Below are 12,360 nucleotides of genomic sequence, written 5' to 3'. Positions count from 1 at the left end.
GATCGAGGTCGGCGTCATCGAGCACGGTGAACGGACCGTCGCCCCAAGTTCCATCGAAGCGTTGGCTTCTCGACCCCCTTTCGGGGTGGGAGCACGATCTCGTGCTCCCCGTGCAACAGGGGGAGGCGTGGCCTGAGGGCCTCGGTCGGCGTGTTTCCGCAGGCAGTCGATGCTCGGGTGTCCCGGCGGCAAGGTGCCTGCCGCGTCAAGACGAGGTAATGCCGCTTGGCGTCCGCCGGCAGACGGGGCACTCCCAGGGCCTGAGCGCCCTATCCGGCTCTGTAGCGCCGTAGCGAGACAGTTGGCAGGTGCACTCGCCGTCGGAAAAAGTGTGCCAAGCGACTGCTGGGCTGGCCGCAGAGGGCCTCCAGAAAGGAGGCAAGGCTCTGGTCGCGGGCCGCTTCCCGAGCACGGTGCGGTGCAATACGGCCCAAGCCACGGCCTACGCCGCCCTCGGCCACCGCTACGCCCAGCCGCTTCAGCAGCCCACGCCAGCCAGCGCGGAAAACCGACGCGGCCCTCGGCATCACCCGCCTCGTCCGAATCGGGGAGCGCGATCTCACGCAGCGGACGCTCTCTCACGCCGTCGCACGAACGGCGACCCGCTTCTGCTACTCCGCAGGCGGCGGAACAGGTCGCCACATAGCGCAGCCACCGGCGCCACCGCATCGGCAGCGGCCGCAGCTCTGTCTCCTCCTAACCGTCCGGGACCGCCGAGGGGAGGCCTGTCCCGGGATTGCAGCGAGGACTGCACCCGGTGCCCCCGCCCGGCCCCCGACGGCGAGGGGCTCCGGGAGCGCGGATGCGCGCCCCCGGAGCCCGTGGGGAAGTGCCGGGGTGGCGGGGTCAGGACGTGGCGGCGGGTTCGGCGGGTGCTGCTTCGGCGGGGGCGGTCTTCGCCTTGTTGAGGCCGGGGGTGTGGTTGAACAGGAGGTTGAGCAGGAAGGCGGCGATGGTGGCGCTGGCGATGGCGCTGCCGCCGATGATCTGCACCCAGGTGGGGAAGGTGTGGTAGATCGTCGGGGCGACGACGGGGAGCATGCCGATCCCGATGGAGACGGCGACGATGAGCAGGTTGTTGGTGCCGTCGAACTCGACCTTGCGCAGGGTGTTGATGCCGACCGCGGTGACGGTGGCGAACACAACCAGGCCGGCGCCGCCGACGACCGGTCCGGGCAGGGAGGCGACGACGTCGCCGAGCTTGGGGATGAGGCCGAGCAGGACGAGGATGCCGCCGGCGACGGCGGCGACGTAGCGGCTGCGGACCCTGGTCATGCCGACCAGGCCGACGTTCTGCGCGAAGACGGTGACGATCACAGACACCTCCCGCCAATGGATACCCCCAGAGCTCATAGGAGGTCTGGTGGACCTCGTGGGGACGTTGGGATCATGGCCGGGTGATTGTCTCGCTGGTGTATCAGGTGACGCGGAGGCTGCTCTCCGTTCCGGCGGTGCTGTTACGCAAGCGGGCAGGCAAGGACGCCGACCTGCTGGTGCTTCGACACGAGAACGCGGTGTTGCGCAGGCAGCTCGCGGGGCGGGTGCGGTACGAGTGGGCGGACCGGCTGTGGTTCCTGGCACTGTCCTCGCTGATACCCCGGCCGCGCTGGGTGCAGGTGTCCGACCGCACAGTGGACGGCCCGGCAGGCCCGAAACGTCGCCTTCGAGGAGGGCATGCGCCTGGAGTCACTGCGCTTCGTGATCCGCGACCGGGACAGCACATACACCGAATCCTTCGACGCCGTCTTCGAAGGCGAGGGCATCGAAACCGTCAAGACCGCCCCGCGATCCCCGCGGATGAACGCGCACTGCGAGAGAGTGATCGGGACACTGCGGCGTGAACTCCTCGATCACGTGCTGATCTGGAACGAGGCCCACGCTCGGCACGTCCTCGACGTCTACGCTCGACACTACAACGGCCATCGTCCCCATCAGGCCCGAGGGCAACGTCCTCCCCTTACCAACAGCCCGGTCGCGCCGTTGACCGCCTTGAGCACTCCACGACGACTACTCCATACTCGTGTTCTCGGCGGCCTGATCAACGAGTACAGGTACGCAGCCTGACCTGCCATGACGGATTTCTGAACAGCACAGGCACGGCTCTGGCTCGTCACATGGCAGCAGCGTCCTCAGGTGGCCTTGCTGATCACTCCGCGATCGGTCCTTCGCCGGCACGCACGGCTCATCGCATGGAAGTGGACCTACCCCTCCCGTCGTCCGAGCCGACCACCCAAACCAGAGGCCCTGCGCCACCTGGTCGTGCGTCTGGCGCGGGAGAACCCTGGTCATGGGGGTGTGCCGGCCGGCTGCGGGGGTGGGGTCGTTGCGGTGCGCCGGTACGCGCTGGGGCTGATGCCGCGGGCCCGTTTGAACGCCGCGCTGAACGCGAACGCGTCGGAGTAGCCCACGGCGCGGGCGACCTCCGCGACAGTCATCGTCTCGCGCTCGGTCAGCAGGTCCGCCGCGAGCGTCATGCGCCAGTGGGTGAGGTAGGTCAGCGGCGGTTCGCCGACCAGGTCGGTGAACCGCTTCGCCAGCGTGGCCCGCGACACCCCGGTCCGGCCGGCGAGCGAAGCCACCGTCCACGGCGCTGCCGGTTCCCCGTGCAGCAGGCGCAGCGCGCTGCCCACCACCGGGTCGCGCCCGGCGGAGTACCAGCCCGGCGGAGTGCCGCCGGGCCGGTCGAAGTACTCGCGCAGCGCGCACACCAGCATCCAGTCCAGCAGCCGGTCGAGGACGACCTGCTGGCCCGGCGTGTCGGCGGCGACCTCGGCGGCGAGGTGGTCCCACACGGGGTCGGGCCCGCCGCCGGATCCCACGCGCAGTACGACGGGCAGCGCGTCCAGCAGCCTGCGACTGATCTCGCCGCGCACCGGATAGGCACCGACGACCAGGGTCGTCGTGTCCTCCCCGCCGGTACCGGCGTCGTGCCAGCCGAGCCGGTACCGGGTCCCGCCCTGCTCGGGCGTCGAGCAGAACGCGCCGCACGCGACGGGTTCCGCCCGAGTGCCCACCTCGTCGACGAAGAGGAACGGCGCGGGGCCCCGCACGATCACTGTCTCGCCGATGCCCAGACGCTCGGGCGGGCGGCGCTCAGGCACGATCCAGCCGCCTCCGGAGAGGACGGTGCACAAGGTCAGCGGCGCGCCGTCCACGAAGTGCAGGGACCAGGGCGGGGTCAGGGTCGAGCTGCCGAACAACGAGCCCTGGGCCCGCAATCCGCGCAGTAGGTCGCCGAAAGCATCCACCCGCCAAGGCTAAACGATTCAGACGATCACCCAGGTGATCTGGCTTATCACCTATGGAACCGTCCGGGTGCGTGCCGTTGAATCGCTTTCGTGAGCAACGACATCACTCTTGTCCTCGGCGCGACGGGCAACACCGGCCGGCGGGTGGCCGCCCGGTTGCGGTTGCGCGACACCCCCGTACGCGCCGCCTCCCGTTCCAGTCATCCCCCGTTCGACTGGTTCCACCCCGCCGGCTGGGATCAGGTCCTGCGGGGCGTCACCGTCGCCTACGTGGTGCCCCCGCCCGTGCCCGGTCCGGTGCACGACTTGGTGGCGCGGGCCGAGGCAGCCGGTGTGCGGCGCCTGGTCCTGCTCTCCGGTCACGGCGCCGACGATTGGGGCGACTCAGCGTTCGGGCTGGACATGCGCTCGGCCGAGGACGCCGTGCGCGGCTCGGCGCTGGAATGGACCGTCCTGCGTGCCTCGAACTTCGCCCAGAACTTCGACGGACACCCCTTCCGCGTCCCGCTGGCCGCCGGCGAGCTGGCGCTTCCGGCGGGTGCGGTCCCCGAGCCGTTCATCGACCTTGAGGACGTCGCCGACGTAGCGGCCGCGGTGCTGTGCGAGCCCGGCCGGCACGCCGGTCGGGTCTATGAGCTGACCGGGCCGCGCGGGCTGACCTGGGCGGAGGCAGTCGAGCTGATCTCCCGGGCGTCCGGGCTGCCCATCGTGTACCGGCGCATTTCCCCGGCCGAGTACACCGCGACGTTGGTTCAGGAGGGCTGGAGCGAGCACGAGGCCCAGCACCTCGCCGAGATGTTCGTGCTGCTTGAGCGTGGGGCCGCCGCCTGGACGACGGACGACGTCGCCACCGTGCTGGGACGCGCGCCGCGGACCTTCGAGGACTTCGTCCTGCGGGCCACTGCAGCGGATGCCTGGCGCTGCTGAGTCCCGCGGGCCCCCTCCTGGCGTACCGGACTCCGGGAGGCGGAGCACCGCGCGCCATCCTGCACATCCACACCACTTGTTGACGTCCGTTCTTCATGTAACCGGAGCCATCGATGCATACCCTGCTGGTCGCCGCCAACCCGGATCCCCGGTCCCTGACGCATTACGTGCTGGGAAGACTCGAGGCAGCGCTTCAACCCGGTTCGGTCGAGATTGCCGACCTGTCCGAGGAGTGGTTCGACCCCCGGTTCACTCAGGCGGATCGTCGGGCGTACCACGAGGGCGGCAATTATCCGGCTGACGTCATGGCTGAGCACCGTCGTCTTGAGCGTGCCACCGATCTCGTGTTGGTCTTCCCCGTGTACTGGTGGTCGATGCCTGCACTGTTGAAGGGGTGGATCGACCGTGTCTTCGTCAACGGCTGGGCCTTCGAGCACTCCTCCGCTTCGAGTCTGCGTCCGAGACTGCAGCACCTCACCACGCATCTTCTACCCATCGCCGGCGACGACTCCGGTGCGTACGAGCGCCACGGATACGAGAGTGCACTGCGGACACAGATCGAGCACGGCATCGTCGACTACTGCGGCAGTCGGCGCGGCTCCACAGCGTTCATCTACGAATCCGAACAACTCTCCCCCGAGACCACGCTGCGAGGTGTTGACCGTGCGGTGCGGGTCATCAGCGAAGCCATCCATGCCCGCCTGGCGAAATGAGGCAGGTCAGATGCCCTCCTAACCGGTGAGATGCTGCGGCAGTGCGGTCAGGGGCGCTGGCTGCCGCGCGCTTCGAAAGGGAGGCCGGAACGCCGAGCCGCCCCCCGGCTCCAGGCACGATGACCGTCTCGCCGTAAGGGTGTCACCTGTCACCGCACAGCAGCGCGTCCGGACCTCGGCCCAGCACTTGGGCAGACACAGCTCCCGGTCGACCAGGACGCGTCCGGCTGTGGTGGCCCAGGCGGCGAAGACGCCGATCTGGCAGTTGTCCGTGCGGCCGGCGGCGTCATCGGCAGCAGCCACTTCACCGTCGCCCGGGGCCCGTGCCAGGCCGTCTGCCCCGGCGGTCTCACCAGCCTCCAGTGACGGGACGTCCACAGCCGGCGCGGCGCCTCTGTCACCCGCGTCCGCTGCGCCGCACGGCACTGCGGCCCCTGCGAACTGCGGACCTCGTGCACCGACGCCGCAACCGGCCGCAACCTGACCCTGCGGCCAGGGACCGAGCAGGACACTGATCACTGGCGCCGCCGCTACGGCCACCGCGCCCCCTTGAGGGCACCATCTCCCTGCCCGTCTCGTCGGCCCTCGTCGGGGACCGCACAACCTCGGCACGACAATCCCTCGACCAGACCGTGCCGGCATGCATCCCGTACGGCAGGCGTACGAAGTGGATGCCGTCGAGCGGAAAGGATCGTGAGGACCCATGGTTGTCAGAAAGCTCGCCGCGGCGGCGTGCCTGAGCGTGGCCGCCACTGCCCTCCTTCCCACCGCCGCCTCGGCCGCGGAGACCGGTGGCTCCGGGGCCGAGGCCGTGTGTCAGGCCAGTCCTGGCGTGACGAGGAGCAGCGACGGCGCGCAGATCGTCTTCTCGGGCTTCTTCCGCTGCGACGTCGGGGATGGTGCTGCTGCCCTGCCGCGCGCGGGCGGCCGCCGCGGTGTGCACGTACCGCACGAGGAGTCTGCCGAAGAAGGCGGCGTCCTGGTCGGCGTGGTGTGCCGCGCTCTGCTCGCGGGCGTACTCGTGGAGCAGGCCGTGGAACTCGTAGTGGCCGGTGGTGAGCCGTTCGAGCAGGCTGGCGTTGGCGAGCTGGGCCAGGGCCGTCGCGGCTCGGGGCAGCGGAATCCCGGCCAGCGCGGCTGCGGCGGCTCGGCTGCGACACGGCCGGGTCCGATGGCCCGTGAGAGCAGCTCGATCGCGTCCACGGGCGGCAGTACGCCGAGCGTTATGTGCCGTGCGCCGTCGCGGGCGGCCGGCGCGCGCAGCTTCGCCCGGCTGGTGACCAGGACCAGCGCGTCGCCGCCCGGGATCAGGCAGCGCACCTGGTCGCTGTCCCGGGCGTTGTCGAGCAGGAGCAGTATTTTCCGGCACGCCGGTTCGCTGCGCAGGAGCACGGAGCGGGCATCGGTGCCGGCGGGGATCCGCTCAGGCGCGACGTTCAACGACCTCAGCATCGCTTCGAGGGCGTCGGCGGCGCTCACCGGGTCCCCTGGACTGTAGCCGCGCAGGTTGACGAACAGCTGCCCGCCGGAAAAACGATCCTTCACGCAGTGCGCCCAGTGCACTGCCAACGCCGTCTTGGTTGCGGCTCGGACCTCGCGGAGCAGCTGCCGACCAGGGCCTGACCGCACATAAGTGTCACCCGGATACCTGTCGCGCCGTCCCGGGCCCGGCGGTCCCGCCGCCGGGCCCGGGAAAGGTCACCGCGGGCGTCCGGCCGTGCCGACCGCCGGCCGGTGCACGGTGCTGTTCGGCAAGCCGACATCCACGGCGGAGACGTGTCCGAACGCGGGCCACGCCCAGTACCACTCTCTGCTCGGGACATAACAGGGGAGCCGTGACGGTCGAGTCCGGTGGCCACGGGAAGCCCAGGGGTCCGCGCGCCCGGCCGGAGGGGCCGGTGGCGGGTCGGCGTCGGTGGGCGGCCTCCTGGAGCACTTGCACGAGGGCGACGTGGGTCCCGGGTGGCCGGTCCGGGTTGTGGTCGGGGCGCACGAGCCGGGCTCGGGCCGCAGGCGGACCTGCGCCGCTGCTCGCCCTCCCCGGCGCTGCGGAGGGCGAGCAGCGGTAGGCGCCTCGGGAAGGTCGCACTGCAGAGGCGAAGGGCGGCGGGCCCCGAGTGATCGCAGCCGGACCGCGGCGACCATACTGGCACGCGCACGTGCCCCTGCTTGACGAAGGACTCATGCCCTCCTCTCCCACAGCCCGTCCCACGACCCCACGCACGGTGTGGCCGGCTCGCGGTCGCCACGTCGGACCGGACGCCGAAGGCGTAATCCGTCACACCCTGCGCCGACTCAAGGACGATCAAGTCATCGACGACTTCCTGGAAGAGCCCGGCGCCGGCGACTCCCCGGAGCGGGTCTTCGAGGCGCGTTGGCGAGTTCCCGGTGACGTGACCGTGCGCGCCCGGCTGAGCCTGGCGCCCCAGGTGGGCGGCGGGCGGGAGTGGACCCTGCTCGCAGAGGCGGAACAGCCGTGGGACACGGCATGGCCGTCCCCCGTCACCCGGTTCTGGCCGGAGTACGGTGACTGGGACCACGATGCGGCCACCGGGCTGTCGCTGAACAGGATCAACCCCCTGCCCGAGGACGACAAGGACGCACGGCGCCTGCTCAGGGACTCCGCGCGCGACGGATGGTGCATCCATGTGGTCGTCCACGAGGCCATGGCCCCGGACGGGCGCGGACGACTGCCCGTCGTGCGGTGGCTGCCGCCGAGCCTGCGCCACCGTGTCGTGGAACACCGGGCCGCGCCGCATCAGCTGCGGGTCGTGCACTGGGCGCTGCGGGAGTTCGAGGTGGCGGTGCCACGCGGTGGTGCGGTGGTGTTGCCCGGGACCCCGGCCCCGCCCGGCTACCACGCTGAGGACTTCGCCGTACGCACGGTGTTCCTCGACGGTTCGGAGCCGACCGACCTCGTCGCGGCGGTGACGCGGTTCGCCGCGCTGTCGCGTCCGCTGCCGGACGGCGGCGGCGAGGCCCTCACCGCGCTGAGGGAGGACTGGCACCTGCTCACCCTCCAGGAGGAACTCTCCCGGGAACGGAAACGGGTGGCGATGTACGCCGAGGCGCTGGAGGCCATGACGAAGTCCCGGGACCTGTACCGGGAGGCGACCGAACGTGCCCACGAGGCGCTCGCCGCCTACCGCGAATCCGCCGACGCCACTCCCGCCGGACACCAGCCGTCCGGGACGCGGGCAACGTCCCCGTTCCGACAGCTCACCCGGGCACTGGAGCGCTTGAAGGACAGCACCAAGGCATTCCGTCCCGTCACCACGACCCAGGACAAAGAGGACACAGGCGCCCAGTCAACCGGATCGGACCGCTAGGGTCTGTGTGATGTCGTGATCATCTTGCCGCCTGGTCCGCCCGGATGGCGGATCCGGTAGGAAGGTGGCCTGACGTGCAGGCAACCTACCGACGAGCGGTGGAAGTTGATTGAGCCGTTCCTACCGATAGGTGAGTCGGTCCGTACTCCCAGCGGCTGCGGGATCAGTTCGAGGGTGTGATCTGGCGGTTTCGGACCAGCGTGCAGTGGCGTGAGACGCCGGCCGGGTTCGGGACGCGGCCGACTGTCTATGGACGCTTCCGGGTCTGGCGGAATGCCGGTGTTCTCACCGCCCTGCTGGAGGGCCTGATCGCTGAGGCCGCTCGCCGGGGCAGGACGGACTTGTCCCTGGTCAGTGTGGACTCCACCACTGCCCGTGCCCTGAAGGTTGTCTTTATTGCCGTACGGTGGCTGGCCTGGGGCCTCTTCGTCATGGAGATCGCCACCCGGCGCGTCCATGTCCTGGGCGTCACAGCCCGTCCCACCGGCGTCCCAACGCCGCCGCATTGTCCCCGATCCAACGCATTCGCCGAACGATGGATACGCACAGCCCGCGCCGAATGCACCGACCGCCTCCTCATCACCGGCGAACGACACCTGCGCACCGTCCTCACCATGTACGCCGAGCACTACAACGCGGGACGGGCCCACCGCAGCCTCGGCCTACGAGCTCCCGACGACGACCCGAACGTCATCCCCCTGCCCGCCGCCCCGGTCAGGCGCAAGCAGGTACTCGGCGGACTGCTCAACGAATACCACACCACACCACGCCACCCCGACCGCCTCACCATCCACAGGAAACGCCCGGCTCAGCACCCTGATGGGAATATAGACACCCTTCAGGAATAACAACTGGTCAACGGGACCTGATCCATGCCGCCACCCCAGTTCCTGCTGCCGTCACGAAGCCGAGCACCGCTACGCCAAGGGCATCAGTTATAATGACCGCCATGGCCGCGTCCGTACGGGGGATCGTCACGCTGCTCATTGCCGAACATGTGCCGCATGAACGGGAGTTGCTCGAATATTTGCGGCCACTCGACGACGACGGCATTACTCGGCTGTTCACCCGGCCCGATAGCGACGAGCTGCTCAGCTTCGGCGTGGTGGAAGTCGCCAGCCTGATCACCCCCGTCGTATGGCTGGTGGTGAACGAGTTCGTCACCCGGGGAGCAGGCGTCGCGGCGGACGGCTTCTTCGCCCGTATCCGGACACGCTTCTCCCGGACTCCCGCCCGCGGCACAGATGTTGCCGCCGACCCGGTGCCGCTGACCCCCGAGCAGCAGAAGGCGGTCTACCAACGGGTCTACGACGAGGCGTGCCTGCGGGGCCTCGAGGAGGCGGCTGCGAAGCAGCTCGGGGAAGCCGTCGTCGCCCGGCTGGCCATGGGGCCGTCGAGGCAATGACGACGGCGCAGTCACGAGCGCTCACCGCGCGAGCGACCACCCGGCGGATGCTGATGCTGGTCACGGTGCTACTCGCGTCCGGAACCGCGCTCATCGGCGAAGCGGTGCTCACGTATCACTCCGCGACCTCGCTCCCAGACTGTGCCTCCGCAGCTGGCATGAATCTCCAAGGGCCGTGGTGGCGCACCGAGTTGGGGTTGCGCTTCCACTCGGAGCTGGTCGCCTGCCGGACGGACGGTGCTCGGACCGCACTGTACGCGACCGTACTGTGCACCGCCGGCGTCGCGGTGGCGGCCGTGCTGCTGTCCCGGTGGCTGCCGCGGTGGCGGCAGCGCAAAGACCGGCTCCCGGAGCTGTATTCCGCGCAGCGGATCGTGGCAGCTGTCGAGGGCGACAGCGGGAACGACGAGCGGTTGGCGCATCTGGCCCGGCTGGTGCAGCGCGCCGAGCTGCCCCGGGACCGGTTGCCCGGCTTCGTGTGCAATCCCCGGGCGCTGTCCGCCGGCGCGGTGACTTTCGGCAGCGTCGGTCGCTACACCGTCTGCCTGAACGTGGGGCTGCTGCCCAAACGGACGACCAAGGACAGGTCGCATTTCGACGCGGTCGTGCTGCATGAGCTTGCCCATGTGCGTAACCGGGACGTCGACCTGGCCTATCTCGCCATCGCGCTGTGGCGGGTCTTTTTGATCGCCGTGCTGCTGCCCTGCCTGGCCCTGAACGCGGTCCTGGTGCTCCATGACCGCTTTCAGGGCACCGAGCGGGCGTACTGGGACGGATACGAGCCCGGAGCGAAGACCGCGCTGCTCGCGGTGGTGCTCACCGCGCTGGTCTACGTGGCCAGGGCCGACATCCTGCGCCATCGTGAGCTGGTCGCTGACCGAGATGCCGTATTCGAGTTCGGAGGCGACCGGGAGGTGTGGAGAAAGCAGGCGGAATCGCGGTCAGCCGCGCTGCCCCGGCTTCGGCTCCCCCGCTTTCTGCGCAGCCACCCGGGCTGGAGTGAGCGCCTGGCCGAAATCGACAACCCCCGCTCCGAGGATAAGGGCGGCACGAAGTTGCAGATCGTGGTCTTCCTCGTCGCGTACGTGACCATCATTTACTCGGTGATCTCTTGGCTCAAGCTCGACGCGGTCCCGGCGCAGACGGTGATCTATCTCGCGTACCTTCTGGGGCCGCTCATCATCGCCACCGGCTTTGCGGTATTCCCGCGCCGCAAGGCGCGGAGTGCGGACGAGGCGAGTGCGGCCCGCGCCTGGATGTACGGTGTCATCTGGCTGATCAGCGCCTTCGCGATGAACCCGTTCGCGAATTGGGCGCAGGCGGAGGACGACTGGGCAACGCAGGCAAGTGCCCATCTGCGCGAAATTTCCGACGAGATGAACGAGCGGCGCGACGGACCCGTGGTGAGCGCCGCAGTCAAGGACCGGGCCGTCGGCTGGTACGAGCGAGGAGGCTCGGCGGTGCTCGGCCGGTTCGACAAATACCTTCCGGATGGGGTCGGGGGATCCGATGCCGCCGGCGCCCGCTGTGCCGCCTTGGGGGCGACGGTGAGCGACGCGCTGGAACTGCCGGTCTTTCCGGACCCCGGCGCGGGCGGAAAGGCATGGAAGCGGCTGCTCACGTCGGCGGCCGAGGCCCAGGCCCTGCAGTGCCGTTCCGGCTACGACCTGGATGCGCCCGGCGAAGACGCCATGGTCAGCCTGCGCTATGGGCGGGCCAGAACAGCGCTAAGGCAGCTCTTGCCACACTGATCCACGCAGAAAAGGGACAATTCTTCAAAATCGGCTGAGCCTTCACCCACTGCATTCTGCCGAACGACTGGCCTCGGCGGCACTGCCCTTGCCGGGAACCTTATCCGTGCAGGTCACGCCGCATGTTGGTATTCGTGGAGGATGCGTGAAGGGTGTCAATATCCCGATCAGGCTGCTGAGCCGGGCCTTTCCTGTCGATGGTGAGGCCTGTGGGTGCCGAGGCCTGTGGGTGCCGGAAACGGTGTCACTCCATGCGACCTGCGTGTATTCGTGGATGAGGCCGCCGAGTCGATCGTGCCGATGGATGCGAGTGTTGTCGGTGGCGGTGGGCGGTTCGGGTTCGGCGAGCCGGTCCGGCGGCCGTTGTCCGAGGGTTCGGTGTGGCCGGTGTTGGTTGTAGTGATCTGCGTACTCACTGACGACCAGGCGTAGGTGGCGCTCTCCCGTGATCAGGATGCGGTCGGTTGCCTCGCGTCGGCATGATCCGATCCAGCGTTCCGCGATGGCGTTCATCCTCGGTACCCGGGGCAGTGTGGGAAGGACGTGCACGCCGATCGCCTGGAATACGGCGTCGAAGCTGTCGGTGAAGTAGGCCCCGCGATCCCGGATGAGGAACTTGATCGACTTGGCATGGTCGCCGAGGTCCATGAGGTAGTTCCGTGCTTGCTGGGTCATCCAGGGGCCGGTCGGATGGCGGGTGATGCCGGCGATGTGCACCCGCCGGGTGCCGTGATTGATGAAGAACAGCACGAACCAGCGCCGCAGGAAGACCGTATCGATGTGGAACAGATCGGTGGCTACGATCGCGGAGGCCTGCAGCCAGGGTTCTCCCGCGCCAAATGCACGACCAGTTGGCGCAAGGGGCTTGACCCTGGATCTTGGACACCCGAGAGACTTGGATCTTGAGTCCAGGAGAACGGATGTCCCGTGGTCATGAAGCACTATCCGCCGGAGTTCAAGGCGGACGCGGTCGCGTTGTACGAGTCG

11 protein-coding genes and 2 pseudogenes are annotated in these 12,360 nt (G+C 69.2%); 9 read left to right on the top strand and 4 right to left on the bottom strand.

All coding sequences use genetic code 11. From position 1 onward, the window contains the following. Nucleotides 1–846 precede the first annotated feature (846 nt). Complete coding sequence (locus ABFY07_RS39560; RefSeq protein WP_428837092.1) at nt 847–1,317, bottom strand: solute carrier family 23 protein; 471 nt, start codon at nt 1,315–1,317, stop codon at nt 847–849. 357 nt (nt 1,318–1,674) lie between these two features. Here ABFY07_RS39560 and ABFY07_RS43330 point away from each other — a divergent pair, with 357 nt between their 5' ends. Then, nucleotides 1,675–2,064, top strand: coding sequence for an integrase core domain-containing protein (locus ABFY07_RS43330; RefSeq protein ID WP_428837091.1), 390 nt, complete (start codon nt 1,675–1,677; stop codon nt 2,062–2,064). Nucleotides 2,065–2,285: 221 nt separating this feature from the next. Here ABFY07_RS43330 and ABFY07_RS39550 read toward each other — a convergent pair whose 3' ends face one another. Then, complete coding sequence (locus ABFY07_RS39550; protein ID WP_346179102.1) at nt 2,286–3,248, bottom strand: AraC family transcriptional regulator; 963 nt, start codon at nt 3,246–3,248, stop codon at nt 2,286–2,288. Nucleotides 3,249–3,338: 90 nt separating this feature from the next. Between ABFY07_RS39550 and ABFY07_RS39545 the strand changes: the two genes are divergently transcribed. Together ABFY07_RS39545 and ABFY07_RS39540 are read left to right on the top strand one after the other, a co-directional pair. Beyond that, nucleotides 3,339–4,175: an NAD(P)H-binding protein gene (locus ABFY07_RS39545; RefSeq protein WP_346179101.1), complete on the top strand. Its 837-nt coding sequence runs from the start codon at nt 3,339–3,341 to the stop codon at nt 4,173–4,175. A gap of 113 nt (nt 4,176–4,288) precedes the next feature. Further along, nucleotides 4,289–4,888 (top strand): NAD(P)H-dependent oxidoreductase, encoded by a 600-nt coding sequence (locus ABFY07_RS39540; RefSeq protein WP_346179100.1) that lies wholly within the window; start codon nt 4,289–4,291, stop codon nt 4,886–4,888. A gap of 153 nt (nt 4,889–5,041) precedes the next feature. Here the strand turns inward: ABFY07_RS39540 and ABFY07_RS39535 are convergent. Next, a pseudogene (locus ABFY07_RS39535) lies at nt 5,042–5,170 on the bottom strand (transposase); the annotation flags it as partial. 421 nt (nt 5,171–5,591) lie between these two features. Here ABFY07_RS39535 and ABFY07_RS39530 point away from each other — a divergent pair. From ABFY07_RS39530 to ABFY07_RS39505, 6 genes and pseudogenes are all read left to right on the top strand, one after another. Continuing rightward, nucleotides 5,592–6,386: a hypothetical protein gene (locus ABFY07_RS39530; protein ID WP_346179099.1), complete on the top strand. Its 795-nt coding sequence runs from the start codon at nt 5,592–5,594 to the stop codon at nt 6,384–6,386. A 685-nt stretch (nt 6,387–7,071) separates the two neighbouring features. Next, nucleotides 7,072–8,217: a hypothetical protein gene (locus ABFY07_RS39525; RefSeq protein ID WP_346179098.1), complete on the top strand. Its 1,146-nt coding sequence runs from the start codon at nt 7,072–7,074 to the stop codon at nt 8,215–8,217. Between the two features lie 69 nt (nt 8,218–8,286). After that, a pseudogene (locus ABFY07_RS39520) lies at nt 8,287–8,594 on the top strand (transposase); the annotation flags it as partial. 54 nt (nt 8,595–8,648) lie between these two features. Next, on the top strand, nt 8,649–9,065 hold the full coding sequence (locus ABFY07_RS39515) for an integrase core domain-containing protein (RefSeq protein WP_346179124.1): 417 nt from the start codon (nt 8,649–8,651) through the stop codon (nt 9,063–9,065). Between the two features lie 101 nt (nt 9,066–9,166). Continuing rightward, nucleotides 9,167–9,622, top strand: a complete 456-nt coding sequence (locus ABFY07_RS39510; RefSeq protein ID WP_346179097.1) for a hypothetical protein — start codon at nt 9,167–9,169, stop codon at nt 9,620–9,622. Nucleotides 9,623–9,669: 47 nt separating this feature from the next. After that, the gene (locus tag ABFY07_RS39505) at nt 9,670–11,373 is read left to right on the top strand and encodes a M48 family metalloprotease (RefSeq protein ID WP_346179096.1); all 1,704 of its coding nucleotides are present in this window, start codon (nt 9,670–9,672) and stop codon (nt 11,371–11,373) included. Between the two features lie 42 nt (nt 11,374–11,415). Here ABFY07_RS39505 and ABFY07_RS39500 read toward each other — a convergent pair. Further along, the coding region (locus ABFY07_RS39500) for an integrase core domain-containing protein (RefSeq protein WP_346179095.1) at nt 11,416–12,360 on the bottom strand (945 nt) is incomplete at its 5' end.

It is taken from the genome of Streptomyces sparsogenes subsp. cuspidosporus (assembly GCF_039532705.1).
Lineage (GTDB): Bacteria > Actinomycetota > Actinomycetes > Streptomycetales > Streptomycetaceae > Streptomyces > Streptomyces sparsogenes.
This window is presented reverse-complemented; position numbering and strand designations above follow the sequence as displayed.